At 60.1% G+C, this 25882-nt stretch carries 20 protein-coding genes; 9 read left to right on the top strand and 11 right to left on the bottom strand.

Features of this window, described 5'->3' with window-relative positions:
- Positions 1-318: 318 nt before the first annotated feature.
- Entirely contained in the window at positions 319-3453 is a 3135-nt protein-coding gene (locus CLV84_RS07505; RefSeq protein WP_146088743.1) for an ExeM/NucH family extracellular endonuclease, read from the top strand.
- 79 nt (positions 3454-3532) lie between these two features.
- Here CLV84_RS07505 and CLV84_RS07500 read toward each other — a convergent pair whose 3' ends face one another.
- Positions 3533-4669, bottom strand: a complete 1137-nt coding sequence (locus CLV84_RS07500) for a S1C family serine protease (RefSeq protein ID WP_245911411.1) — start codon at positions 4667-4669, stop codon at positions 3533-3535.
- Between the two features lie 67 nt (positions 4670-4736).
- Positions 4737-6893, bottom strand: coding sequence for a TonB-dependent receptor (locus CLV84_RS07495; RefSeq protein WP_104419093.1), 2157 nt, complete (start codon positions 6891-6893; stop codon positions 4737-4739).
- A gap of 422 nt (positions 6894-7315) precedes the next feature.
- Between CLV84_RS07495 and CLV84_RS07490 the strand changes: the two genes are divergently transcribed.
- From CLV84_RS07490 to CLV84_RS07470, 5 genes are read left to right on the top strand one after another with little or no spacing between them, the layout of a single operon-like run.
- Positions 7316-8827: a family 20 glycosylhydrolase gene (locus CLV84_RS07490; RefSeq protein WP_104419092.1), complete on the top strand. Its 1512-nt coding sequence runs from the start codon at positions 7316-7318 to the stop codon at positions 8825-8827.
- Positions 8828-8860: 33 nt separating this feature from the next.
- Positions 8861-10267, top strand: a complete 1407-nt coding sequence (locus CLV84_RS07485; RefSeq protein ID WP_104419091.1) for an alpha/beta hydrolase family protein — start codon at positions 8861-8863, stop codon at positions 10265-10267.
- Between the two features lie 35 nt (positions 10268-10302).
- A complete protein-coding gene (locus tag CLV84_RS07480) occupies positions 10303-11610 on the top strand; it encodes a Gfo/Idh/MocA family protein (RefSeq protein WP_104419090.1) in 1308 nt (435 codons plus the stop codon).
- Positions 11611-11629: 19 nt separating this feature from the next.
- Positions 11630-12682, top strand: a complete 1053-nt coding sequence (locus CLV84_RS07475) for a lysylphosphatidylglycerol synthase transmembrane domain-containing protein (protein ID WP_104419089.1) — start codon at positions 11630-11632, stop codon at positions 12680-12682.
- Positions 12683-12692: 10 nt separating this feature from the next.
- Positions 12693-13835, top strand: coding sequence for a M50 family metallopeptidase (locus tag CLV84_RS07470; protein ID WP_170067608.1), 1143 nt, complete (start codon positions 12693-12695; stop codon positions 13833-13835).
- Here CLV84_RS07470 and CLV84_RS07465 read toward each other — a convergent pair.
- Complete coding sequence (locus tag CLV84_RS07465; protein ID WP_104419087.1) at positions 13813-14313, bottom strand: OmpH family outer membrane protein; 501 nt, start codon at positions 14311-14313, stop codon at positions 13813-13815. The two genes, CLV84_RS07470 and CLV84_RS07465, sit on opposite strands and share 23 nt — an antisense overlap.
- A gap of 149 nt (positions 14314-14462) precedes the next feature.
- Here CLV84_RS07465 and CLV84_RS07460 point away from each other — a divergent pair, with 149 nt between their 5' ends.
- Positions 14463-15182, top strand: a complete 720-nt coding sequence (locus CLV84_RS07460; RefSeq protein ID WP_104419086.1) for a glycoside hydrolase family 73 protein — start codon at positions 14463-14465, stop codon at positions 15180-15182.
- A gap of 84 nt (positions 15183-15266) precedes the next feature.
- Here CLV84_RS07460 and CLV84_RS07455 read toward each other — a convergent pair whose 3' ends face one another.
- From CLV84_RS07455 to CLV84_RS07425, 7 genes are all read right to left on the bottom strand, one after another.
- Entirely contained in the window at positions 15267-15689 is a 423-nt protein-coding gene (locus tag CLV84_RS07455; protein WP_104419085.1) for a hypothetical protein, read from the bottom strand.
- A 291-nt stretch (positions 15690-15980) separates the two neighbouring features.
- On the bottom strand, positions 15981-17381 hold the full coding sequence (gene mnmE, locus CLV84_RS07450; protein WP_104419084.1) for a tRNA uridine-5-carboxymethylaminomethyl(34) synthesis GTPase MnmE: 1401 nt from the start codon (positions 17379-17381) through the stop codon (positions 15981-15983).
- Positions 17378-18553, bottom strand: a complete 1176-nt coding sequence (locus tag CLV84_RS07445; protein WP_170067607.1) for a sensor histidine kinase — start codon at positions 18551-18553, stop codon at positions 17378-17380. Before CLV84_RS07445 ends, mnmE begins: the two co-directional genes overlap by 4 nt.
- 78 nt (positions 18554-18631) lie before the next feature.
- Positions 18632-19375 (bottom strand): ribonuclease III, encoded by a 744-nt coding sequence (gene rnc, locus CLV84_RS07440; RefSeq protein ID WP_245911409.1) that lies wholly within the window; start codon positions 19373-19375, stop codon positions 18632-18634.
- A gap of 49 nt (positions 19376-19424) precedes the next feature.
- Positions 19425-20690 carry a beta-ketoacyl-ACP synthase II gene (gene fabF / locus CLV84_RS07435; protein WP_104419082.1) on the bottom strand — a complete coding sequence of 422 codons (1266 nt, stop codon included), beginning with the start codon at positions 20688-20690 and terminating at the stop codon, positions 19425-19427.
- Positions 20691-20774: 84 nt separating this feature from the next.
- Positions 20775-21014 (bottom strand): acyl carrier protein, encoded by a 240-nt coding sequence (locus CLV84_RS07430; protein ID WP_104419081.1) that lies wholly within the window; start codon positions 21012-21014, stop codon positions 20775-20777.
- Positions 21015-21159: 145 nt separating this feature from the next.
- The gene (locus tag CLV84_RS07425) at positions 21160-21708 is read right to left on the bottom strand and encodes a hypothetical protein (RefSeq protein WP_104419080.1); all 549 of its coding nucleotides are present in this window, start codon (positions 21706-21708) and stop codon (positions 21160-21162) included.
- Positions 21709-21894: 186 nt separating this feature from the next.
- Between CLV84_RS07425 and porV the strand changes: the two genes are divergently transcribed.
- Positions 21895-23106 (top strand): type IX secretion system outer membrane channel protein PorV, encoded by a 1212-nt coding sequence (gene porV, locus CLV84_RS07420; protein ID WP_146088742.1) that lies wholly within the window; start codon positions 21895-21897, stop codon positions 23104-23106.
- 295 nt (positions 23107-23401) lie between these two features.
- Positions 23402-24445 carry a DUF1015 family protein gene (locus CLV84_RS07415; protein ID WP_170067606.1) on the top strand — a complete coding sequence of 348 codons (1044 nt, stop codon included), beginning with the start codon at positions 23402-23404 and terminating at the stop codon, positions 24443-24445.
- A 9-nt stretch (positions 24446-24454) separates the two neighbouring features.
- Here CLV84_RS07415 and CLV84_RS07410 read toward each other — a convergent pair whose 3' ends face one another.
- Positions 24455-25777 carry an ABC transporter permease gene (locus tag CLV84_RS07410; protein WP_104419078.1) on the bottom strand — a complete coding sequence of 441 codons (1323 nt, stop codon included), beginning with the start codon at positions 25775-25777 and terminating at the stop codon, positions 24455-24457.
- Positions 25778-25882 lie beyond the last annotated feature (105 nt).

Here is a 25882-nt window from a genome sequence, read left to right as displayed (position 1 = left end):
GATCCAGAAGTATTTTTTCCGAAGCATCGCGCCAAAAGAGATCGCAGATAACCTGCAGATGCTAACTTAACAGAGCATTAGGCCAGGTTAGTACCGGTTAGGCTTCTGGGTCCACAGGATACTTTCATGCCGGTAGTTACCTGACACCCGCGCTCCGGCGCAAAAAAAACGGTCGGAACTTCGCAAACCGCTACACTGTCCGGAACGGTCACAAACTTCATACGCCGTTAACCTATGACTGAGCCGGGATAGGTACTTTCGCGGCCGGTCCGGAAACTGCCCGGGCCGGTTTGACCTAACTACCAGATTACTCAGTCTATGCGAGCACTTTTACTCTTTGCGATGCTGCTTAGCATCGCCCTACCCCTTCATTCCCAGCGGGTTATCCTGACGGGGATCGTCGACGGCGATGCGACCGGCGGCTTGCCCAAGGCCATCGAACTGTACGTCGAAGGCACCGTGGATCTCGGGAATTACACCATCGTGCGGTACGCCAACGGCGGCACTTCCGGAACCCCGCTCAGCCTTTCCGGCGTCTATTCCGATCGCTTCGTTTACCTGACGAATAACGCCACGGCCCTCGCGGAAACCTTCGGCACGGCGGGCGACTTTGCGGACCCGATCGTGAGCGGCACGATCAGCGGTAACGGCAACGACCAATTCGAACTCCAACTGGCCGGCACCCCGATCGACCTGATCGGCGGGTCACTGGGCGATGCGTCCAACGTTTACCAGGACGGCTTCCTTTACCGTACGGATAATACCGGTCCGACACCGGTATTCGACCTCAACAAATGGACCGGGGGCAACGGCCTGCTCGACGGGCTGAGCTACGCGGAAATGGGAGCCGCCATTCCTTTCGGCACTTACTCGGCGGGAGCGGCCGGGCCCACGGTAACCGTGACCAGCGGAGCGAACCTCGCCGAACCGGCCGGCAACGGCGGTTTCCTGATCACCCTATCCGAACCGGCCGACGCCGCCGTAAACGTCACCTATACCCTGAGCGGCACGGCGGAACTTGGCACGGACTACACCGACCCGAACGGTGGCAGCGTCACCCTGACGGCGGGGACGACCGACTTCTCCGTCGACCTGATCGTCATTGACGACGCCGAAATTGAGGGCGAGGAAACCATCGAACTGACACTGGTGAGCGTATCCGACGCTACCTATCGTGCTACGGGGAGTGCCGCCATCGTAGTTGCGGACGACGACCTGGCCGGTACGGTGCTGATCAGCACGGTGCAGGGCCCCGGCTTCACCACGCCCCTGCTCGGGGAGACCGTGACCGTGGAAGCGGTGGTCACCGGCGTATTCAACGACGGCGGCAATGGCGGACTGCGGGGCTTTTATCTGCAGGAAGAGGAAGCCGACAGCGACGGCAACCCGACCACTTCGGAAGGGATCTTTGTTTTCTCGGACAATGCGGACGTGAGCGTAGGTGACCTGCTGAAACTAAGCGGGCAGGCCGCCGAGTTCTCGGGCCAAACTCAGCTGGGTGGCGTCACCTACGAATTACTGGCTACCGGCCTGCCGCTTCCGACTGCCGTAAGCTTGTCCCTTCCCCTGGCCGACAGCAGCCTGGAAGCCCTCGAAGGCATGCGGGTAGCCCCCGTCGACCTGATAGTGACGGAAACCTTCGACCTCGCGCGCTTCGGAGAAATTACGGTTACCTCCGGTGAGCGCCTGATCCAATTCACCGAATGCAACGCGCCGGATGCGGCGGCATTCGCGGCCTACACCGCCGCCCAGGAAAACGACCGGATCCTGATCGACGACGGACGTAACGGTAGCAACCTGACGCCGATCCTTTTGCCGGACGGCACCGAACTGACCGCGTCGAATACGCTACGGTCCGGTCAGACCATCGAGAACCTGACGGGGATCCTCGGATACGGCTTCAACCAATACCGGATCCAGCCGACGGAAACGGAGGCGGTGACCTTCGGCGGTAACGTCCGCCCCGAAGGCCCACCCGAAGTAGGCGGTGAGATCCGGGTGATCAGCGCGAACGTGCTGAACTACTTCACGACCCTCAACCAACGCGGTGCCGATAATGCGGAGGAATTCGAGCGGCAGCAGGCGAAGATCGTGAGCGCCCTCTGCGCCCTGCGGGGCGACATCGTGGGACTGGTCGAAATCGAGAACAACGACTACGTGGCCCTGGAAGCCCTGATCGCCGCTATCGCCGAGCGCTGTGGCGTGGATTATGGCTACGTCGTATCGCCGAATACCGGTTCCGACCAGATCATGGTGGCCCTGATCTACCGCCCCGACCGGGTGGAAGAAAGCGGGTTCGCCGCAGCGCTGGATACGCCGGCTTCCGTATTCATAGGCCCGGGTACCAACCGGGTTCCACTGGCCCAGACCTTCCGCGTCATCGATCCGACCAGCAAAAACTACGGCCAGGAACTCACCGTGGCCATTAACCACTTCAAGAGCAAAGGAAGCGGTTGCAACGACGACGCGGGTGACGGTGCCGGCAACTGCAACGCCATTCGCGACGCGGCCGCCCGGGAGCTAACCGCCTGGCTGGCTACCTACCCTACCGGCGTGGAAGAGGAGGACATCCTGATCCTCGGCGACCTGAACGCCTACCGTATGGAGGATCCCATTCAGACCATCCTCGCCGCCGGCTACTTCAACACCAAGGTTGCCGTTGCCGACCCCGCCAGCTTCCCCTGCGGCGGTGGCGCGGCCTCCTATGGCTTCATGGGCCAGTGGGGCAGCCTGGACTACGCCCTCGCCAGCAACAGCCTAAGTGATGCCCTGACCGGCGCGGCCGCCTGGGACGTCAACGCCGCCGAACCCACCGCTGTGGATTACAACCTGGAAGGACCGGGCGGGGATGTTTTCGCACCGGATTACTTCCGCTTCAGCGACCACAATCCCATCGTGGTGGGCCTTGATCTCGGTCCCGCACTATCCGAGGACGTCGTCAACCTCACGGGTCGCGCGCTCGGCCGTAAGGTCCAGCTTACCTGGAAGACGGTCAGCGACATCACGGCTTCCTACTTCGCCATCGAGCGGCTGACTGCAGACGGGACTTTCACCACCATCGGTACGGTCCGGGTTTCAGGCGGCAACAGCAACGGCAACCGTAAGTACGTCTTCAACGACCAGACGGCCCCGAGCGGAGCGAATACCTACCGCCTGCGGGTCGTGGAAGCGGACGGAACGGCGCGTTACTCCGAGGAAGTGAGTGTCGCGCTATTAGGAAAGTCGCTTGCCGCAGTGGCTCAGGCAACGGGTCCCGGCGTCTACCGGATTGCTACCTATACGGAAGCGACCACGTTCACCCTGGTGTCGCTTAGCGGCCAGGTGCTGCAGCGCGGTCAGCTTGCCAACACCGGCGGGGAAGTGAATGCCGCGGCGCTGCCGGCCGGTATGTACTTGCTCTATCTTACGGATGCGGAAGTTGCGCGGGAGCCCGTCAAGATCCTGGTGCCGTAAGGGCACTGGTCTTACGAGAAAGGGGGAACCAGCGATCGCTGGTTCCCCCTTTCCTTTTGGTAGTCGGCTGTTGTGACGCCTACCCGTCTACGGTGCTACCTAGACGGACAGTCACTTCAATGTTCCGGTCGCCCCGCATGAGGTTGAGGGCTACGGAATCGCCGGGCTGATATTTTTCCAATTCCAGGTAGAGATCAGAGGTCGTCCGGATCGGGTTTCCATTGATGCCGACCAGCACATCACCAAGCACATACCCACCCCGCTGTCCCTGACTAAGCCCTCGGAGGCCCGCCTTGGAAGCGCTACTTTCGGGATCAACGGTTACTACGATCAATCCCTTAATCCGGCCATACTGACGCAAGTCCGCTCCTAACACCGGGCGTCGTACTTCCCCGAAGCGGATGACATCGTCCACCACGTAACGCACCACGTCCACCGGAATCGAAAAGCCGATGCCCGCCGAAGCGCCGGAGGGGCTGTAGATGGAGGTATTCACTCCGATGAGTTCGCCGTCGCTGTTGAGCAGGGGGCCGCCGGAGTTACCGGGGTTGATGGCCGCGTCGGTCTGAATTGCGCCCTTGATCGGCACGCCGGCCTGACTGCGGATCTCGCGGTCGAGGGCGGAGACCACACCGGTCGTGAGGGTTTGGTCGAGGCCGAAGGGGTTGCCGATGGCGAAGACGGACTGCCCCACCCGAATGGACTGGCTGCTACCCACGCGGATCGGCTGGAGTTCCGCCGCCGGAGCGTTGATCTTCAGTACGGCCAGGTCCTTCTCCTTTTCGAAACCGACGACGCTGGCGTCGTAGGTTTTACCGTTGCTGAGGGTAACGGCGATAGAGCTGGTGTTGGCGCCGTTGATGACGTGGAAGTTGGTGATCACGTGTCCGTTCCGGTCCCAGAGGAAGCCGGATCCGGAGCCGCTTTCCACCTCTCCGTAGCTCCAGAACGAGCGGCGAATGGCCTTGGTCGTGATGAAGCAGACGGCGGGAGAGGCTTCTTCGAACAGACGGATGGTCCGTTGTTCCTCATCGGTGTAGGCGAAATCCACGTCCTCCACGGCCACCCGGTCGGGGCGGCTGGCCCGATCGGGCATCGTGTTGCGGGTCACGACGTTTAGGAAGGGAGAAGCAGATTCCGTTTCGGCGGGAAACAGGTAGCGGCCGGCGGCGAAGGCGGCCAGTACGATCAGGAAAGAGAGCAGGAAGTTTCTCACGGTTCGCGGTTTGACGGACTGTATAACGACTTACCGTCACCGCGGGATGTTTCGAAAACGTTATTTCCTACAAATCGATCCCTAAGCTGAGCATAAAGTTCCGGCCGGCCTGCGGGTACATACCGAGCATCGTATTCGCGGCACCGTCCAGTTGGTAGCGGTAGCTCCAACCGTTGCTGCTGTAGAGCTGGTTGGTGAGGTTGCGCAGCATGAAGGTGAGGCGGTAGCGGTCGTTGAGTCCGTAAGACAGGCGTAGGTCACTGTAGTAGTAGCCGTCGAGCTTGCTCTGGTCGGCCCCGCTGTTGTCGACGTAGCGGTCGCCTACGTACTTGGTCTGGAGGGCGGCGCCGATCCGGTGCTGCTGGAATTTCCGGTCGTAAGCCACTTCAAGGGCCCCGGTTACGTCCGGGCTGAAGCTGAGCGGGGTGTCCTCGCGCACGACTTCGACCTGTCCGCCCTCGTTCCAGTCGTCGAGCAGCTCGGTGAAGCTGTTCACCCGGTTGCGGCTCAGGGTCAGGTTGCCGCCTACGGTAAGGTTGGGTACGACCTGCACCCCACCCTGGAGCTCGACGCCCAGGCGGTAGCTTTCGGGTACGTTGGTCCGGATGTATTCGCCGACGTCGTTGAGGGCACCGGTCAGGACCAGCTGATCGCGGTAATCCATATAGTACAGGTTGATCCCGTAGTTGGCCCGGGAAAGCATGCGGCTAAATCCGATCTCGGTATTGTAGAGCTTCTCGGCTACGGGGCGGGTGGAGACCGGATTGTCCACGAAGTCGTTCCGGTTGGGTTCCCGCTGGGCTACGCCGAAGCTGGCGTACAGGCGGGTGCCGGTGGCGGGGAGGTAGACCAGTCCTGCTTTCGGGTTGAAAAAGGTGTGGCTGGCGTCCTGCTCGAGCTGGTTGAGGCGTTCGTCGAGGCCGATGAAATCGTACTGCACGTGGCGGACCTGGCCGTCGAGGTAAACGCTTACCTCGTCAACCAGGCGGTAGTTTGCCCGCAGGTAATTACTGAAGTCGCGCTTGGTAGCATCGTTGTCGTAGTAGCGGTCACGGATCTCGGAGTCGCCGGCGTAGCGCGCCCAGATGACCTCGCCGTAGTGGCCGCCCAGGTACTCGTTGGCCGAACCACCAAAGGTGAGATCCCAGCGATCCTGGCGGTAGCGCAGGCTGTATACTGTTCCGTAGAAGTGATTGTCCAGCCAGCGGCGGCGGATCAGGTCGCTTTCGTCCACCTCCGCTTCGATGCCGTAATCCGCCAGGGTTTCATTGGCCTTGTACTGCTCGAAGTAACCCAGGCCGCGGGTGTAATGGCCGCTGAGGGTCAGGTCGAGGGCATCGGTGAGCTTGCTATTGTAGTGAAGCTGGTAGTGGTTCTGGCGGTAATTGTCGACCTCGTTATCGTAGGGATCGCCCGCTTTTTCGGTGCCTACCGAGTTGAAGGTGCGGCCGAAGGTATCGATCTCCGTCTGGGTGACGCCGTTCCAGCTTTGGTAGGTGACCTCGTGGCCACCGAAGGCTACCAGGCTGATCAGTCCGTTACCTACCTTCTTGCTGACGGCGGCGTAGTAGCCGTCCAGGTCGGCGGAGGCCCGGTCGATGTAACCGTCACTATGGATTTTACTGTAGCGGGCGTCGATGGTGTACCCATTGTCGGTCGTGCCCCGGTAGCGGACGACGCCACGGCGGGTGCCGAAGCTGCCCACGCCGCCGTCGAGGTGAATGCCGGGGTCGCTTTCTTCGCCTACGGTGGTAAAGTTGATCGAAGCACCGAAGGCACCTGCCCCGTTGGTACTGGTGCCCACCCCCCGCTGAATCTGGATCATATCCGCCGAGCTGCTGAAGTCGGGCAGGTTCACCCAGTAGACGCCCTGGCTTTCCGAGTCGTTGTAGGGGATGCCGTTGATGGTGATGTTGGTGCGGGTGGGGTCGCTGCCGCGGATCCAGATGCCGGTGTAGCCGATGCCGGTACCCGCGTCGGAGTTGACGACCACCGAGGGTGTCCACTTCAGCAGGTAGGGGGCGTCCTGGCCGAGGTTGCGGACGGCAATGTCCTCGCGGTCGAGGTTGACGAAGGTCACCGGGGTTTCGGCCCGGGCGGCGGTGGCCGTTACGGTGATGGGGTAATCGAAGTCGTAGACACTGGAGATGGTGTCGACGGATTCCTGGGCACGTAAAAACTGGATGGAAAGTAGTGCGATAGCACTAAGTAGCAGACGCTTCATGCGGACTTGTTTTCCCTTCCCGGCATTACCCGGGCAGGTTCCTTGATAAGATTCAAAGGGTATGATCTCAGCCGTCCCGGATCGGGACAGCACCCCGTTGTCGCCGCAAAGGTAGTTCGCCTTTTAATTTTCCGGATGGTTTGGGCGAAATGTTTTCGCTTTCCGACGAAGCTGGACAATTTCCCCGCTCCCGCCCCGGCCGAACGCTCGGAGGGGATGGCTACCACCGGTTCCCACCTGGCGAACAGGGGGACCAGGGCTCGGAAAGTTCGTAAAAACACGCTGTCTGAACCGAGCGAGAGGAACATAGCCCAATCGGCCCGTAGTGACCGCAGCCTAAGGTCGGATTACCCCGGCCCCCGTAATTCGGCGAAAGCGAACCCCGGCTTTACCGTATTTTCACCCGGCAACCTAGGTAATAGATGATACTACGATTAGCCCCAGCCCTCCTTTTTCTAGTGATGACCGCCTGTGTGTCAGACCCGCCGACGAAGCCGGAGGACGTACCCGACCTGGATGTGTTGCCGCTCATTCCGCTCCCGGTATCTATTGACGGGGGCGACGAAGTCTACTACTACGACAGCTACGAAGGCGAGGTGCTGCCCAGCCTGAACCCGACCATCGGCGATGCCCAGCGCTACCTCTCCGACCGGTGGCCGGAGCTGGCGCTTCCGCTCCAGTTTGCCATTTCGGAGACGCTACAGGGGGAGGCCTACCGCATCGAATTCAAGAACGAAGAGATCGAGCTGGAGGCCGGCACCCGGGAGGGCATGCTCAACGCCGCCAAAACCCTCGGCCAGGTGCTTCACTTCTCCGGTGGCGATGCGGGAGAAGTGTTTATTTCATCGGGCACCATCACCGACGAGCCCCGCTTCGACTACCGGGGGTACATGCTGGACGTCGCGCGTCATTTCTTTGACGTCGAGGAGGTGAAGGCCGTGATCGACCGCATTGCCCCCTACAAGATCAACCACCTCCACCTCCACCTCAGCGACGACCAGGGCTGGCGCATCGAGATCAAATCGTGGCCCAAACTGACCGAGATCGGCGGTCAATCGGAAGTAGACGGCACCCCCGGCGGGTTCTATACCCAGGACGATTACAGTGAAATCGTGAATTACGCCCAATCGCGCGGCATCACCATCGTGCCGGAGATCGATATGCCCGGCCACACCAACGCCGCGCTTTCGGCCTACCCCATCCTCAACGCCGACGGTGTCGCCCGGGAACCCTACACCGGTACGAACGTTGGCTTCAGCACCCTGGATACCGACCAGGACTCCGTCTATACCTTCATCGACGATGTCGTGCGGGAGATCGGCGCCCTTACCCCCGGCCCATACTTCCACCTAGGCGGCGACGAAAGCGATGCCACCGAGCACGAGGATTTTGTAAACTTCGTGAATCGTGCCCAACAAATCGTCCAGGAGAACGGCAAAATCCCGATCGGGTGGGACGAGGTAGCCACCTCCGAGCTGGCGGAAGAAACGGTTGTCCAGTTGTGGGCCCACCCCGACTACGCCCTCCGAGCCCGGGAAGCCGGCAATGCCGTGATCATGAGCCCGGCTACCCGGACCTACCTGGATATGCAGTACGACAGCACCTCCCGGATCGGCCTGCACTGGGCCGCCTACATCGAAGTGGATTCCGCCTACCAGTGGGACCCCGCCACCGTGGCCGAAGGGCTCACCGACGGGGACATCCTCGGCGTCGAAAGTCCGCTCTGGGGGGAGACCATCCGCAACCTGGAGGACATCGACTACCTAACGTTCCCCCGCCTGCTCGCCCACGCGGAGATCGGTTGGACACCCCAGGAAAAGCGCGACTACCCGGATTTCCTTCGCCGACTGGCCGCGCACCAGGATTGGCTCAGGGAACAGGGAATCGGCACCTATGAAACACGGGCGCTCGCCGATCAGGATAACGTACAGTAAGCCCGTTACCCGGAAAAGGGTACCTTCAAACGTATGCGCATCCCGGTTGCTTTCCTGCTGTTCCTCCTGACCACCTCAGCCGTACGCGCCCAGGTATCCGGAAACTGGTACGCCATTCTGGAGGCCGGTGGACGGCAAATTCCGCTGGATCTGGAGATCACGGAAACGCCGGAGGGCTACACCGGCGGCCTCCTCAGTCCCGCCCAATCGGACGTACGAATCCCCCTCTCCTCGGTTGTAGTCAACGCAGACAGCATCCTCTTCGAGGTGTCGAATTTTGCCATCCGGTTTGCCGGCATGCAGAGCGAAGAAAAACTCACGGGAACCTTCTGGCAGGGCGCGTTCTCCGCTCCCCTCACCTGGACCCGTGACCGCCCTGCCGCCTACACCAGCCTGCTGACACCGGAAGAAGCAATCCCGCGACCGCAGGAACCTACCGAATTCCCCTACCAACGCGAGGCGGTCAGCTTTCCAGGCGGTGCGCCCGGCGTGACCCTCGCCGGGGAGCTTACGCTGCCTACTTCCGCGACGCCGAAAGCCGCCGTAGTCCTAGTTTCCGGCAGCGGGCCCCAGGACCGGAACGAATATCTGGGGCCTAGTATCAACCACCGCCCGTTTCTGGTGCTCAGCGACCGGCTCACCCGAAATGGCTACGCCGTGCTGCGCTACGACGATCGCGGGGTCGGGGAAAGCAGCGGTGACTTTGCTGCCGCCACCAGTCTGGACTTTGCCGGCGACGCGACTGCCGCCCTGCGGTTTTTGCACGAGCGCTTTACGGAGGATGAACTGGCGATCGGGCTTGTCGGCCACAGCGAAGGGGGAATGATCGCCCAGATAGTTGCAGCGGAACCCGAGCAAGCCGACTTTATCATCCTACTGGCCGCCCCAGGACTGCCCATCGATGAATTGATGGCCGATCAGCGTCGCCTCCTCGGCAGCGTCATGCCGTCTACGGAACCTGTCATGGCGGCGGCTACCTCCTACATTAAGGCCCATCCGGATATGGACGAAGGAGCTTTTCGCAGGGGGTTGCGAGACACCATTGTAAGCGTGATCCCCGCGCTTCCCGCCCCGGCGCGGGAAAGCATCGTAGACGCGGAGACCTTCGCCGAAACCTTCGCCAACGAGCTGACCAGCCCCTGGATGCGCTATTTCCTGGCGCACGACCCTCTACCCTACCTGCGGCGAATTAGCGTACCGGTGCTCGCCGTCAACGGGGAAAAAGATACGCAAGTGAGTCCGCGGAACTTGCAGGGCATCGAACGGGCGCTGGCCGAAGCGGAAAACCCGGACGTCACCGCCAAACAGCTACCCGGCCTAAACCACCTGCTGCAACCCGCCACCTCGGGACTGCCGGCGGAGTACGGCACGATAGCGACCACCATCGACGAAGCGGCCCTACGGGTGGTAACCGAGTGGCTGAATCAACGCTTCGATTAACGCTAACTTACGCACTAAACCGACCGGAATCCGGAATGAAACGCCGCACCTTTCTCCAGACCGCCCCCGCCCTTTTCGCCTTGCCGCAGGCCCTGCACCCGCGCGCCGGCGCGCCCCTACGCGTTGCCCTGATCGGCTGCGGCTGGTACGGAAAGAGCGACCTGATGCGCCTGATCCAGGTGGCGGAGGTGGAGGTGGTCGGACTCTGCGACGTGGACCGCCACATGCTGGACGGGGCCGCCGAACTGCTGCGCGAACGGCTGCCCGGGGCGAACCCCAACCGCTACGAGGACTACCAGGAACTACTCGACCGGGAGCAACCCGAGATCGTGCTCATCGGCACGCCGGACCACTGGCACGCCCTGCAGGCCATCGCCGCCATCCGCTCGGGGGCGCACGTGTACCTGCAGAAGCCCGTCGGAGCGGACGTCCGGGAATGCGAAGCGGTACTCCGTGCCGCCCGGCAACATAAGCGGGTGGTACAGGTCGGCCTCCAGCGCCGGAGTACCCCCCACCTCGTGGAGGCGAAAGAAACGATCGTCGACGCCGGCAAACTCGGTACCGTCGGCCACGTGGAGGTATGCTGCTATTACCCGATGCGCGACAATGCCGTCCGGGAAGTTCAGCCGGTTCCCGACTTTTTCAACTACGATAAGTGGACCGGCCCCGCGCCGCTACTGCCGTACCGGGGCCTACCCCACCGCCGCTGGCGCTCCTTCTGGGCTTACGGCAACGGCATCGTGGGGGACATGTGCGTCCATATGTACGACATGACGCGCTGGATGCTGGGGCTAGGCTACCCGCGGGAGGTGAGCAGCACGGGCGGGATTTACGTGCAGAAAGCGGCGGACGCCACCATCAGCGATACCCAGACGGTCACCTTCCAGTACGATGACCTGAGCTGCGTCTGGCAACACCGCAGCTGGGGGGAAGCCCCCGACCCGGATTTCCCCTGGGCGATGACCATCTACGGCGACAAGGGAACGCTGCAAGCCGACGTGCATAAATACGTGTTCACCCCCCACGAAGGAGCGCCCCTACGCGGGGAAGCCGTTTACGAGAAAGACAAATACCCCGAGGACGTCACCGAGGAGGGCATCGAGCTCCACACCGCGGCGGCCACGCGGGCGCATTTCCAGGACTTTCTGCGTGCCATCGAGACGGGCGGCCGACCGATTGCCGACATCGAGGAAGGGGTAATCAGTACCGTTGCCTGCATCCTGGGCAACGTAGCGATGGTGGCCGACCGGCCGATGCGCTACAACCCGGAACGACAGACCCTGGAAGGGGGCGACGACGACCTCCTGACGCGGACCTACCGCTCCCCCTACCGACATCCCTGAGGAAGCTATCTTCGCGCCCATGTCGCAGACCCTTTCCAACGTATTAAAATTTGTCGTCTTCGTCAGCCTCGGTTTCGGGATCCTGTACCTCGTCTACCGCAACCAGCAAGCGGCCTACGCGGCGGATTGCGCGCTAAGGGGCGTGGTTGGGGAAGAATGCAGCCTCATCGATAAGGTGTTGCGGGACTTCGCCAACGCCAATTTCTGGTGGCTCGGCATGACCCTGCTGGCCTTCTGCGTCAGTAACCTGAGCCGCGCGCTGCGCTGGAACATGCTGCTGCGTACCCTCGGCAAGGAGCCGCGGCTGATCAACGCCTTCCTGACGATCAACCTGGGCTACCTGGCTAACCTGGGCTTCCCGCGGCTGGGCGAGATCGTGCGCCCGGCGGCCATGGCGCGGTACGAAAACATCAAGGTAGAGCGTGTAGTGGGCACCGTGGTGGTGGGCCGCACCCTCGACGTGCTGATGCTGCTGTTGCTTTCGGGGCTGACCGTACTCGTTGCCGGCGACCGAATCTGGTCGTGGCTGGAAGCGAACGCTTCGGTCGGCGATCGCCTGGCGGTGCTGGAGGGTTGGATCGTACCCATGGTGGTGTTGTTCGTACTGGCCCTGGCCCTGGCCTGGTTTCAGCGCCGGCGGTTGCGCGACTCCCGGGTGGGGACGAAGCTGGAAGCCATTTTACGGGGATTCTGGGAGGGGCTAAAAACGATTGCGACGGTAAAGCGTCCCTGGCTGTTCGTACTCCACAGCATCAACATCTGGGTGATGTATTACGTGATGAGCCTGTGCGTCTTTCTGGCCTACGAGCCGACGGCCGGTCTGGGCATGGAGGCGGCGCTGACGACCTTCGTTTCCGGCGGCTGGGGTATCGTGATTCCCAGCCCGGGGGGCATGGGCAGCTACCACTATTTGGCGCAGAGCGCGTTGGAATTATACGGGCTGCCGGGTGAAGACGGCTTTGCCTGGGCGAATATTTCGTTCTTTACGATCAACATCGGTTGCAACATTTTGATCGGGCTGATTGCTTTGTTATTCCTCCCGCGCATCAACCGTTCGTACTCACCCGCCTAAATTCCTTTCCTTGTTCGCTACCTGGCGTATCGGCCGCATCTTCGGGGTTCCAACGGAGCTGCACTGGTCGTTCGTCCTGGTGCCGCTGGCCATTTTATTTTACGCCTACCAACCGGGATTTGGATTGCGCTGGACGCAGGTGCAATGGTGGTCGGGAATTACGTTGCTGCTCTTCTTTTTCGTGCTAATCCACGAGCTGGGACATGCCCTTACGGCGCGGGCGCGGGGTATCCGGGCGGAGAAAATCATTCTCTTTCCCTTAGGCGGCGGCGCACTCATCCCCGACGAGCCGGAACGCACCCGCGACCAGGTCCTGATTTACGCGGCGGGCCCGCTGGCTAACCTGCTGGTGGCCGCACTGGCCCTACTCGTCCTGGTCGGTCAGCCCAACGGGGCCATGCTCATCCGCTACTATCTCGACCAGAGCAGCAACCTGGTGGTTATGCCCGCCCTGGCGGAGCGGCTGCTGGGGATCACCCTGGCGGTGAATGTCGTTCTCGCGCTGGGTAACTTGTTACCGGCCTACCCCCTCGACGGAGGACGGATCCTGCGTGCACTGCTGAAACGCGGGCTGTCGGACCGGGCGGCTACGGTCATCACGACCGTTATGGGGATCACGATCGGCGCCGGACTCATCGCGGTGTCGTATTTCCTGGGCGATCCCCTGTTGGGCATCAGTTCCCTGTTCATCATTGCCTTTTCCGCCGTCGAACTAAATCGCGGCTGGCAGCGCCGCCGCCTGACCCGCTCCGTGATGGAAGAGGTACTCCGCCCGTCAGCCGCAGGGCGGATTTACGTCACCGACCGGGTTTCCCGGGCCCGCGCCGCCTTCGCGCTAACCGACGCCACGGTACTGCCGGTCTACAACAACTACAACGAATTGAGCGGCTTCGTAGAAAAGGAGGTGCTTCAGCGGGAGGGCCACCGCGACCACCCGGTTCGCTACTACTACGAAGCGGAGTTCATCACCGCCCGCCCCACGGACAACCTGCTGGAACTGACGGAGCGGATCGTCGAAGCCAACGTTTACGGCGCGGCCATTTATGATGGGGGGGAGATTGTCGGCTTCGTCTTCACCGAGGACGTTATTCGGTTATTGGATCGTTCTCGGCGGCGCTTTTACAAGCGGTTCAGATCCCCAGCTTCGCCTTGACCAGGGCCATGATGTCGTCGCTGTCTTCGGCGAAGAGGACCGTATTGAACTGGGAAGTGTCGAAAATCATCACGTAGCCATTTTCCTCCGCCACGGCGGTGATGGCGTCCCGGGCTTCCTGGATCAGCGGGCCGAGCAGTTCCTGCCGTTTCTGTTCCAGATTCATCTGCACCTGCTGCTCGAAGGTGGCGATCTCGTCCCGCTGCTGGGATAACTCGGCGCGGAGCTCCTCTAGTCGCACCGGGGGGAGATCTTCTGCTTGCGCCTGGACTTCCTCTACGCGGGCGCGTAGGTCGGCCACCATCTTTTCTCCCTGCTCCACCAGCTGCTGATTATAGGTTTGGAGTTCGGTTTCGGCGGCCTTCGTCCCCGGCATTTCGGAAAGTAAATTGGCGAAATTGAGATGACCGTACTGCTGAGCGGTGAGCGGAGCGAAAGCGGAAATACTCAGGAATAAAACAAGGAATAGTTGGCGCATAAATTGGTAGGGATAATGTCTCGCCGCGAAGATAGGGGACGCAGCACGCCCGAACTGCCAACGGACCGTTAAAGGCGTAGCGAACTTTTTGTTGTTTTATTTGCTAATTTAAAACAAATGCCCGTACCTTGTGCACTCAAGCCGTTCCCATGATCTACCTTCCCATACCGGCCGGCTGGCGCCATTACCTCAACGGGATATACCGCCGGCTTTATCGACAATTTACCAGCCCCTGGACTAAGCTAGCGGTTTTGGCCCTGTTGGCCATCTTCGCCACGCGCAAGGAGTTGAGCTTTTCCTTGAGCATCAACGGTGGCGAGTGGTTCGGCCTGGCCGCTCCCTCCGTATTCGGGAGTGCGGATTCGGAAACTTCCATTGCCAGTCTGGTGGGGTACACCCCGGAAAAACGGGAGTGGACGGCGCGGGAGCGGGAACAGCTCAATTACGTTGCCCAGTATGGAAACATCGCCGTGAGCCAAATGGAGGACCACGGCATTCCCGCCAGTATTACCCTGGCCCAGGGAATCTTGGAAAGCGGCATTGGCAAAAGCACCCTCGCCCTCCGAAACAACAATCACTTCGGGCTCAAATGCTTCAGCAAACAGTGCAAAAAAGGACACTGCAGCAACCACAGCGACGATCACCACAAAGACTTCTTCCGCATTTTCTCCAGTCCGGAGGAAAGCTATCTCGCCCACAGCCAGCTGCTGCAGAAAGATCGGTACCGCCCGCTTTTCAGCCTGGATTCCAAGGATTACCGTGGTTGGGCCCGCGGACTGAGCAAGGCCGGATACGCTACCGACCCGAAGTACGCCGATAAGCTGATCCGGACGATTGAAAATCTCCAGCTCTACCGGTTGGACCGATGAGACACTTATTGAGACACTATAGGTTTGACGTTTGAGTGTATAGAGCCCGTCCCCGAGGGGGCGGGCATTTTACGTTTCGGAAAGTTACTCTTTCGCAGCCAGTGTATCGATCGACCGATCCCGATCGCTATCTCCGACCGGCAAAAGTCCCAGCCAGGCAGCCAGCTTCTCCCGGATCTCCCGCTCCTCGGTGGCACTGACCCGGCCGAGAGAGCTAGGTAGGAATACGTCCTTCTTAATGGTCTGGAGGGCGTCAACCGCCACGTACATGCGACGGGTGATCCGGAGCCCGTTGTTTCCCGGCACCGGGTCGAGCGGTACGCGGAAGGGATCGTTATCGGCGTACGGGCCGCCGGGTATGAGGGGTGCGAAGGTCACGTTATCGACCCGGTAGCGGGGCTGTAGTTCCGTGGAACTAAGGCAGCACACGAACTCGAAGGGAAGCGGCACTTCCGGGCGCAACGCGTAGACGTAATACCGATTAAAGGTCGAGGTGAAAGGAGGCATGGGACGCGTAGAACGCATGAAATGCTTCACAAAGTTGCACGGATTCCGTTCGATTTCGCCGGTACCGGATGGCGGCGCGTTCCGCGGAGTCAGTAGCCTGCTCCGGAGAAGGCGCAAGGGCTCGGGAGGCGGTAGCCCCGGAGGAGATATCCTCTAGGCGATCGCGCTCCGGGCAATCGGTAAAATCTAAATTTCCTGAATTCAAAATAGCAACCTTTACTTCGAGAGACTAACCAACTGGTATTCCGATGGTTGACGAACGACACCAAGGTAGCGAAAATTTCGGGCTGGTTACTTTCCGATGCAGAAATTGGAAAAGATATTTCCGAGCAGATCATCGGTAGTGATTTCGCCGGTGATCTCCCCGAGATCCCGCAGGCTTTGCCGGATGTCCATGGCTACAAAATCCTGGGAGAGCCCGGAATCCAGACCGTCGGCTACCCGCTCCAGCGCCCCATCGGCGCGCCGCAGGGCATCGTAGTGCCGGGCATTGCTGAGAATCACTTCCTGGACGTCTACCCCACCCCGCCCCCCGGTGACGACTTCGCTCAGGGTTTGGCGCAGGTAATCCAGATTACTGCGTTCGCTGGCGATCATGGGAATCCACCGCTCCCGCGGCACCGCCCACTTTCCGGCGTAGCCATCACCGAAGTAATGTTCGTACTTGGTATAGGGGTTCAGGTCCATTTTATTGGCTACGACCACCAGTTCCAGCTCCTCGCGGTACAGGCGATCGAGGTCGGCGGCCAGGGTAGCCGGGTCGGTCTCGACTACATCGAAGACGTAGACGAGGATATTGCCTACCGCTACTTGCCGCAGGGTACGCTCGACCCCCATGGCTTCGATCGTGTCCGTGGCATCCCGGATGCCGGCGGTATCGATCAGGCGGAACGGAATACCGCCGATGTTTACGGTTTCCTCGATGGTATCCCGGGTGGTACCCGGAATATTCGACACGATAGCCCGTTCCTCGTTCAGCAGGGCGTTCAGGAGGGTGGATTTGCCAGCGTTGGGCCGACCGGCGATAACCGTTGATACCCCTTCCTTAATGGCGTTACCCAATCGGAAGCTGGTGGTCAGGCTATCGATGCGCCCCCGGATCGTGGCCACCAACCGCGATAGGGCAGTCCGATCAGCAAACTCGACGTCCTCTTCACCGAAATCGAGTTCCAGTTCGATGAGGCTGGCGAAATCGATCAATTTAGCCCGCAACTCGGCGATCTCGTTACTCACTCCACCGCGCAACTGGCCAAGGGCAATGCGGTGAGCGGCGGCGGATCGGGAAGCGATCAGATCGGCGACGGCTTCGGCCTGGCTCAGATCGAGCTTACCGTTCAGAAATGCCCGCTGACTGAATTCTCCGGGAGCCGCGGGGCGTGCACCCGCTTCGTTTCCTAACCGGACTATCCGCTGTAAGATGTACGGACTGCCGTGACAACTGATCTCCACCGCATCTTCGCCGGTGTAGGAGGCGGGAGACCGGTAAAGGGTCATGACAACCTCGTCAATGGCTTCGCCTTTCTGGTCCACCAGGGTTCCGAAATAAACCCGCCGCGCGGGGGCATCGATTAGTTTTCGGCTGGGGAAGTACGGATCGAGCATCCCGATACATCCGCTACCGCTGAGCCGGACGACCCCGATGGCCCCCTCCCCGGCCGGCGTGGCAACGGCAATAATGACATCCTGGCTCATGCGTGGGGTAATTGTTTGGCCCGTGGAAGGGTGATGCGAAAAGTGGTCCCCTTACCCGGCTCGGAATGGAGCACTACGATCTTCCCCCGGTGGTACTCCTCGATGATGCGTTTGACCAGGCTCAGACCAAGTCCCCACCCCCTTGCTTTCGTGGTGAACCCGGGATCGAAAACTCGGCGGACGTTACGCGCGGTAATGCCCTTACCGGTATCGGTGATGTCGATCGTCACCTTATCGTCCTTTTCGGTCACCTTGCTACTAATGCGCCCCTTACCGTCCATGGCATCCAGGGCGTTGCGGAGCAAGTTCTCGATAACCCAGTCAAACAGAAGGGGATTGATCGCTACGGGCAAATTGCCTTCCGCCGCCGTAGGAAAATCAAATACGACCTTACGGGGGGCCCGTTTCTGCATATACTGCCGGCAGTGGTCCAGTTCGGCGTAAATATTCGTGGGGTGGAGTTCGGGGGTGGCACCGATCTTACTGAAGCGATTGGCTACCATCTCCAGTCGCAGCACGTCTTTATTCAGCTCGCCGGAGACCTCCATCAATTCGGGATTGTCCGCGTAACTGGTATTGAGATGCTCAATCCAGCCCATGATGGCACTAATGGGAGTCCCGAGTTGGTGGGCGGTTTCCTTGGCCATTCCGACCCAAACGCGGTTTTGCTCCGCCCGCCTGGCCTGGTTGATACCGAAGACGCCCACCACCAGGAAAGTGCCGATCAGGGCCAATTGGATGTACGGAAACAACCGCAGCTTCTGAATCAGTGTACTGGTACCGAAATACATTAACCCCCCGTACGGCATCTCGACCGGTGGCTTCCCGTTCTCCTTCAGGTAATCGAGCTGCTCCAAAATGTAGCTGGTATCCGCTTCCCGCCCCCCCCAGTTGATGGCTTCGACGTAGCCGCCGCCCTGGAGCGCCCAGATGGCGGGTATGGTAGTATTGTTGCCGATGATCTCTCCCTGTACGCCAAAGTCCGCATCGGCGGCTGCATTCTCGAAGTTATTGATATCCCGGACGGAAGCCTCGAAGAAGCGGACGTAATTTTCTTCGATGACGGAAAGCTGGTTGGCCAGCCGGTTGGTGTACCACACGGAGGCCACTACGATCGCCAGCCCGATCACGGACAGGTAGATGGGCCAACGAAAGGTGGTCGGGAGGGTCATGGTCGGGCAGGTTCACCGGCTCGGAGCAGCATTGCTCGTAATCAGGAACACAAAACTAGGCCACGGAACGGTAACGGGTTAGTTGGCTTCTACTTTCAGGCCGAGGTCCTTAAGGGCACGGCGGCTGGCCAACTGCTCGGCGCTCTTCTTGTTGAAGTCTTCCCCCACGGCCATCTGCTGACCGTTGATCGTCACGGCCACCCGGAAGCGGTCGCGCTTATCCTGTTTGAAGCGCTTAAGGATCTCGTAGTCGACCTTTTGTCCGTTCTTCTGGCAGTGTTCCAGCAGTTGGCTCTTGTAGTTGTCGTCGTAGGTTTCCAGGGTTTCGATGTCGACGTAATCGCGCAGCATGCGTTGAACCACGAAATGCATCGTACCTACGTAACCTTGCTCCACGTACACCGCGCCGACGAGGGCCTCCACCGCGTTACCGAGCATCGACCGGGCGATACGCGTATTGTTGTACGTACTTAGTAACTCATCGAGCCCCATGTCGTAACCGATGGTGTTGAGCGATTTCCGCTTGACAATCTTGGAGCGCATTTTCGTCAGGAAACCTTCGTCGGCGGTAGGGTACTTCTTGTAGAGATACTCCGCCACGATGGTTCCCAGAACGGCATCGCCCAGGTATTCGAGGCGCTCGTTATTCTTACCTCCGTACGGACTTTTAGCCTGCGGGTCGTTGTTGCTTTTGTGCGCAAAGGCCAGCTTAAAGACATTTAGGTACGCGGGGGTGAACCCGAGCAAGCGGCGCAATCTCCTGGCCAACTCCTTCTCCGGAGAAAAGAAGCGGTTGTATAATCTTCTGATTGCTTTAATCACTACTAGCGGTGGGATAGGAAGTCGGGCGGAATCGGGTTAAACAGACACTTTACTCACTATAACGCTTAAAGATAGTGGCCGAGTTGTGTCCGCCAAAACCAAAAGTGTTGCTAATGGCCACGTCAACCCGTCTTTCTACTGCCTCGTTGAAGGTTAGCTGCAGTTTCTCGTCAATGTCCGGATCCTTACTGAAGTGGTTGATGGTAGGCGGCACGAAATTGTGTTGGATGGCGAGGATACAGGCGACGGCTTCGATGGCGGCGGCCGCGCCCAGCAGGTGGCCGGTCATCGATTTCGTGGAGCTGATATTGGCCCCGTACACTGCCTCTCCGAAGGCCAGCTTGATCGCCTTTAACTCGGCCGTATCGCCGATCGGGGTAGAGGTACCGTGGGTGTTAATGTAGTCGACGTCCTCGGCTTGTAGTCCGGCGTCTTTCAGTGCATTGATCATCGCCATTTTCGCACCGGCTCCTTCCGGATGGGGGGCGGAGATGTGGTAGGCATCGGAGCTGGCGGCGTAGCCACCGATTTCCGCGATAATGGTAGCGCCGCGGGCCTTGGCGTGTTCCAGGCTTTCGAGTACGATGGCTCCCGCGCCCTCGCCGAGCACGAAGCCGTCACGATCGGCATCGTAGGGACGGGACGCGGTAGCCGGGTCGTCGTTGCGGGTACTAAGCGCCTTCATGCTATTGAAACCACCGATGGCCACTTTACTGATAACGGCTTCCGAACCACCGGTAACCATAACGTCGGCCCGGCCCAGCCGGATGTCGTCCGCCGCGGCGGCCAGCGCGTGACCGCCGGAGGCGCAGGCACTAACGGTAGCGTAGCTGGGGCCCCGCAGATTGTACCGCATGCTGATGTGGCCGGCGCCCATGTTGGCAATCATTCGTGGGATCATGAACGGATTGTAGCGCGGGGTACCGTCCCCCCCTTCGTAGATCTCGATTTGCTCTTCAAGCGACCGCAGTCCGCCAATCCCACTGGCCCAGATGCATCCGGCCCGGTCCGGGTCGACGGCGCTAATGGTGTTTCCATCCTCCCCGAGAAGACCGGCCATCTGGAGGGCTTCGTCGGCGGAGAAAAGCGCCATGAGGGTGTACCGATCCTGCCGGCGAGCCTCCCGTTTGTCGATCCGCGTGGTGGGATCCCAATCCTTGACCTCGCAGGCAAAGCGGGTTTTAAAATTTTCGGCATCGAAGTGGGTGATGGGGCCGGCACCGCTGCGCCCGCTGCGGAGCCCTTCGAGGTACTCGGGTACGGAATTGCCGATGGCCGTGAGGGCGCCGATGCCGGTAATTACTACTCTGTTCATGGTTGGCTGGGTCTGTAAAATAAGAACCGCCGCCCGCTACCTGGCAGGGTAATCGGGCGGCGGCAGGAACGCAGGAGGAAAAAGTTACTTGTCCACGCTGCTTTCTAAATAAGTAATCGCCTGGCCGACGGTCTGGATGTTCTCCGCCTGCTCGTCCGGGATGCTGATGTCGAATTCTTTTTCGAACTCCATGATGAGTTCGACGGTGTCGAGCGAATCGGCGCCCAGGTCATTCTGGAAACTCGCGTCGCGGGTCACTTCGGATTCGTCAACGCCGAGCTTGTCAACGATGATCTGCTTTACTTTCTCTTCAATACTTGCCATGGTAGAATGGTGGCTTTTGTGAATAAATGCGGCCGCAAAGAAAGCCCGAAAGGTTTACTTGCGCAAGTTCAGCGGCAATTGGCGCTTAGCCCGGCGACAAGGTAACACTCCTGGGCGCAATTCGGCGCCGAAGCGGACGGATTGCCTAAAAGCGGGCGCCTACCGTATATAGCACCCGGCCCGCTTCGTGTTCGCCGCCGGGGAAGGGATCCGTAAACGTCCGGAAGTAGTGCGCCCCGCAGGTAAACCAATCGATACATAATCGAATCCCGATCCGGCCGCTCCAATCCACCGACCGGTCTTCCCCCACCCCATCCCCGAGTGCCAAACCGGGAATGATGGCTACCGAGGGCACCAGGTTGATATCGAAAGCCGGCGGGAGCACCCGGTAGGCCAATCCCAGCGGAAGTTGTAATCGGTGCCGGCTGAAGGGTTCGGCCGTGGGGCTTTCGTAGCGGCCCGGCCGGAACAGCAACCCCACGCTGGGCGCCAATTGCCCCGCTCCCACCAGAACGTCTAAGCCAACGGCGTACCGCTGCCCATCGAATACGTCCACGCCGTCGTCGTCACCGATGAGGCTGATTTGAGCATCGCCGGAGAATAGTCCGAAGTAGGGATGGTATTCCAGTTGGGCCGCGGCCGGTGCATTCAGCAGCCACGCGGCAAGCAGGAGCAGGTAATATCGGGATTGCATACCCCTTTAACGAAAATGCCGATCGGTTGTGAATAGCCTGCCCTACTTTTGCACCGATTTTCCCCCGGAGGGTCGCTTGCCCCCCGGAAGATAAAATAAGCGGCATCCTGACCGCGTTACCATTGCCTTAAACCTCATCAGGAGTAGTCGACCGCTACCCCCATGCATGTGAATCTTTGTCAACCTATGCAACAACTCTTCCCTAAGCTTCTCGCCCTCCTGCTGTTGGGTGGGCTCTCCCCTGCCCTTTACGCACAGGGGCGTACCGCCTGCGTGACCGGCCCGGATGGTAACGTTGCTCCCGGCACGGGCGGCCCTTGCGTGAATACCGTCGTTTCCGCCGTTCCCTTTCTCCGCATCACCCCGGATGCCCGCGGCGCCGCAATGGGCGACGCCGGCGTGGCACTCAGCCCGGACGCCAACGCCATGCACTACAACGCCAGCCGCCTGGCCTTTACCGACCAGGAGACCGCGCTAAGCGCTACCTATACCCCCTGGCTGCAGGCCCTGGGACTGAACGACGTCTACCTAGCTTACCTCTCCGGATTCAAACAGTTGGACGAGAACCAGACGATCGGAGCCAGTCTCCGCTATTTCAGCCTGGGTGACATTTTGTACACCGATATCAGAGGAGAAAGCCTGGGTACTGGCAAGCCCAACGAATTCGAGTTCGCGGCAGCCTACGCCCGCCGGCTTACCCCGAATTTGGGCCTGTCGATCACTGCCAAATACATCAACTCCAATCTGGCGGCAGGCCAGGAGGTCAACGGCCAGGTCATCGAAGCCGGCCAGTCCGTCGCCGCCGACCTAGGCGTCAGCTACCGCAGCGAGCCCATCGGTCCCAGCGGGAACATCCTGGCCATCGGTGGTGCCATAACCAATATCGGAAGCAAAATTTCCTACACCCTCGATACCATCCGCGACTTCCTCCCCGCTAACCTCGGCGTAGGCGTTGCCTACACCATGAACCTGGATCAGTACAACCAGATCACGATCACCGGGGAAACGAATAAACTGCTGGTTCCCACCCCCTGCCCGGACGGAGCAACCAACTGCACCCGCACCCAAACCGAGGTTGACGACCTCTCCCCCATCTCCGGTATCCTCACCAGCTTCAGCGACGCGCCCGATGGTTTTGGCGAAGAACTACGGGAGTTCACCTGGTCGGTAGGTGCGGAATATTGGTACGCCCAGCAATTCGCCGTCCGGGCCGGCTATTTCCACGAAGACGGTACCAAGGGCGGTCGCCGCTACCTTACCGCCGGTCTCGGACTGAAGTACAACATCTTCGGTATTAATCTGAGCTACCTGGTGCCCACCAGCAACCAGCGTAACCCCCTCGACAATACGCTTCGCTTCAGTCTCCTCTTCGATTTTGGTGCCGAAACGGAGGGCTAGGCAAACTAATTTTCCCTACCCCACGTTCATGGGGTTGTAAAGTTAAAGTTTGTACCAGGCTGCAATATTATCGGAGTAAACCACGTATATTGCATCAGTTCGCCGGCATAACGCCGCAACCATCAAGATTTTTTATAACTGGGGTTTAGTTCAGGAAAGGTGTGGCACTCGTGCCACGCCTTTCTCTTTTCCCGGCACCGGCTTTTGCCGCCCGCCCGGGAAGGGGGGGAAGCAGATGCCATTGCGTTGTTTAGCAGTTTGTCCGCCAAGACTTATTTTGCCGGTCCCATTGCCTATGCCCCAGCTCTTACCCTTTCCCCGCTACTATCACCTACCACCGGGCATTACCGAAGCCTTACCGGTAACCCGCAACGGAATCCGCGGGCTCCATCCTTTTCCCTTCGTCGCTACCGAAGGCGCGCGATGGCCCGTCCTCAGCGTACGCAACGGCGAAAGTGGCCACCAAATCACCGCCATATGCGGGCTACTGCCAGCTTCGGCTTTCCACGATGGCACCGTGCTTCCCCACGAACGCACCCTGAGCGCCCGGCTCGAGAGACAGCAACGGATGGTGACCGCCGATCGTGGTGCCCTGGGTAAGCCGGTCCTGCTCACCGTACCGACGCTCGGCACCCTCGAACCGCCCAAATCGCTGGACGACAGCGACCGGCAGGTCATCTTTTACGGTGAAAATCATATTTATCGGCTATCCGCTTCCCCCGTCGCCCTACGGCGGCCGGTCGCGCTGCCCGGCCCCCTGGTCATTGCCGACGGCCACCACCGGGCGTACACCCACGCGGCCCTCGCGGCCGACGGCCTCAAGGAATTTCAGTACATCCCCGTCGTCGTAGCAGGCGCGGATCGCCTCACCATCGGCACCTTCCTGCGGGTGATCGACGTGCAAGACCGCGAGCCGGAAGCCCTGCTAGCGGAATTAGGAAAACACTTTTTCTGTGAAAGGCTGGACCGGCCCCGGTTGGTGGCCTCGAGCGGGCAATGGTTGTACAGTTACCGGGGGGTACATTACCATCTGACCCGCCGGGACACCTCCGTATCCGATACCGATCCGGGCTGGCTCAACCAGGTCGTCCTGCCCGAGGTCTTCGGCATTACGGATACGCGCACCGACCGCCGATTCGAATCGCTCGACCCGCCCGCGGTACTGGCCGGCGAAGTTTATTTCAGCCCTGACCACCACGGGCGGGCCAAGTTCCTGGGTAAACCGATTACCCGCGACCGCTTTTTCTCCGAAGTGCAGGCCGGCAAAACCCTCCCCCCGAAGAGCACCCGTTTCGAACCCCGGGTGCCCAGCGGATTGCTGGTGTGGATTCCCGAATAGTGTCCGCTCCTATTTAAAGCGAATCGCCTTGACGGGATCAATCTTCGTAACCAAATAGGAGGGCAGCACGAGGAAGAGCAGCGTCACGGCAAAGGTACCCAGGTTAAGGCCCAGGATGGTGATCCATTCCAACTTGATGGGCGCAACCGAGAGGTAATAGCTTTCTTCGTCCAGCGTAACGATGCCAAAGGTTTTTTGCGCCCACGCCAGCCCCAATCCAATGAGATTACCGAGCAACAACCCCACCACGACGATAAAGGCGGCGTAGTACAGGAATATTTTCCGGATGTTCCAGTTGTCCTGGCCGAGCGCCTTCAGGGTGCCGATCATGTTGGTCCGCTCCAGGATCAGGATCAGTAGGGCCGTCATCATGTTGATGATGGCGACCAGTACGACTAGGATAAGGATGATGATACCGTTATAATCCTGGATATCCAGCCAGTTGAACAGCTCGTGAAGCTTATTGCGGATGCTGTCGGCGTACAAATTCTGGGGAAGCACGTCGTAGTGGATATAATTGGAAAAAGCCTCCAGGTCGTCGATATCGTCCACGATCACCTCGAAGCCGCCAATCTGGTCGGGCGCCCAATTAAGGAGCCCCTGTAGCTGCTTGATGTCTACCAGGGCAAATTTGCTGTCGTACTCCTCCAGGCCCGTCTTATAGATACCGCGCACGGTAAAGGCCCGACTCTTCTCCTCGCGTAGCCCGCTGAAGTAAACGAAATCGAGGCGATCCCCGACGCCGAGCCGCAGGCGTTTGGCGGTGGAATTCGAGATCAGTATTTCCCGAGAGGTCGTATCGGGCACTACCTCCAGGCGCTGCCCCTCGATGAGGTACTGGCCGAAATCCTCCCACGCGAAATCCGGAGCGATCCCCTTCAGAATCAATGGCTCGGTACTCGCCAGCCGCTCCCCCTCCTGGAACGCCGACACGATGCCCGGCAGGAGAATGAACTGCTGGATGTGCCGGATCCCCCCCTGGGTAGTGCGGAGTTCGGAGGTATTGTCACCGAAAGGGTTTTCGAAATCGCGGTAGGTGATGGGACCGATCTCCTCCAGGCTCGGATAAAAATCCTGTTGGCTGCTGATCGGGTACTCGGCCGTGAGCATAATGTCGTTGGCGGCCTTCTCCTCCGTTATGTGCACGTGCCCCCAGAAGCCGAATATCTTGACCGATATTTCCGACTTGAAGCCGGAGATCAGGGCGCTGGCGAGTACCATGGTAGCCATGGAGATGGCCACGGCCACGACGGCAATGGCGATAATGGTACGGCTGATCGACTGACCGCCGCCCTTGGCAACACCCCGCGCCAGGAATAAGGGCAGATTCATGGGTCGCGAAGATAAAGCCAAAACCCCCAGTCTCACGTCGGCGGCCTTGCTCCTTTCCCGATCGCTATCGGGAGCGCGCCCATAAAAACACGGGCTTGCGGCAGG

The organism is Neolewinella xylanilytica (assembly GCF_002934605.1).
Lineage (GTDB): Bacteria > Bacteroidota > Bacteroidia > Chitinophagales > Saprospiraceae > Neolewinella > Neolewinella xylanilytica.
The sequence above is the reverse complement of the archived record's forward strand: the minus strand, read 5'-3'. Positions and strand labels throughout refer to the sequence as shown.

Excerpts from the sequence above, each read along its gene's own strand:
- CLV84_RS07505 (WP_146088743.1), top strand. The coding sequence starts at position 319 with ATGCGAGCACTTTTACTCTTTGCGATGCTGCTTAGCATCGCCCTACCC.
- CLV84_RS07495 (WP_104419093.1), bottom strand. The coding sequence starts at position 6,893 with ATGAAGCGTCTGCTACTTAGTGCTATCGCACTACTTTCCATCCAGTTT.
- CLV84_RS07490 (WP_104419092.1), top strand. The coding sequence starts at position 7,316 with ATGATACTACGATTAGCCCCAGCCCTCCTTTTTCTAGTGATGACCGCC.
- CLV84_RS07485 (WP_104419091.1), top strand. The coding sequence starts at position 8,861 with ATGCGCATCCCGGTTGCTTTCCTGCTGTTCCTCCTGACCACCTCAGCC.
- CLV84_RS07480 (WP_104419090.1), top strand. The coding sequence starts at position 10,303 with ATGAAACGCCGCACCTTTCTCCAGACCGCCCCCGCCCTTTTCGCCTTG.
- CLV84_RS07475 (WP_104419089.1), top strand. The coding sequence starts at position 11,630 with ATGTCGCAGACCCTTTCCAACGTATTAAAATTTGTCGTCTTCGTCAGC.
- CLV84_RS07465 (WP_104419087.1), bottom strand. The coding sequence starts at position 14,313 with ATGCGCCAACTATTCCTTGTTTTATTCCTGAGTATTTCCGCTTTCGCT.
- CLV84_RS07460 (WP_104419086.1), top strand. The coding sequence starts at position 14,463 with ATGATCTACCTTCCCATACCGGCCGGCTGGCGCCATTACCTCAACGGG.
- CLV84_RS07455 (WP_104419085.1), bottom strand. The coding sequence starts at position 15,689 with ATGCCTCCTTTCACCTCGACCTTTAATCGGTATTACGTCTACGCGTTG.
- mnmE (WP_104419084.1), bottom strand. The coding sequence starts at position 17,381 with ATGAGCCAGGATGTCATTATTGCCGTTGCCACGCCGGCCGGGGAGGGG.
- CLV84_RS07445 (WP_170067607.1), bottom strand. The coding sequence starts at position 18,553 with ATGACCCTCCCGACCACCTTTCGTTGGCCCATCTACCTGTCCGTGATC.
- fabF (WP_104419082.1), bottom strand. The coding sequence starts at position 20,690 with ATGAACAGAGTAGTAATTACCGGCATCGGCGCCCTCACGGCCATCGGC.
- CLV84_RS07430 (WP_104419081.1), bottom strand. The coding sequence starts at position 21,014 with ATGGCAAGTATTGAAGAGAAAGTAAAGCAGATCATCGTTGACAAGCTC.
- CLV84_RS07425 (WP_104419080.1), bottom strand. The coding sequence starts at position 21,708 with ATGCAATCCCGATATTACCTGCTCCTGCTTGCCGCGTGGCTGCTGAAT.
- porV (WP_146088742.1), top strand. The coding sequence starts at position 21,895 with ATGCAACAACTCTTCCCTAAGCTTCTCGCCCTCCTGCTGTTGGGTGGG.
- CLV84_RS07415 (WP_170067606.1), top strand. The coding sequence starts at position 23,402 with ATGCCCCAGCTCTTACCCTTTCCCCGCTACTATCACCTACCACCGGGC.
- CLV84_RS07410 (WP_104419078.1), bottom strand. The coding sequence starts at position 25,777 with ATGAATCTGCCCTTATTCCTGGCGCGGGGTGTTGCCAAGGGCGGCGGT.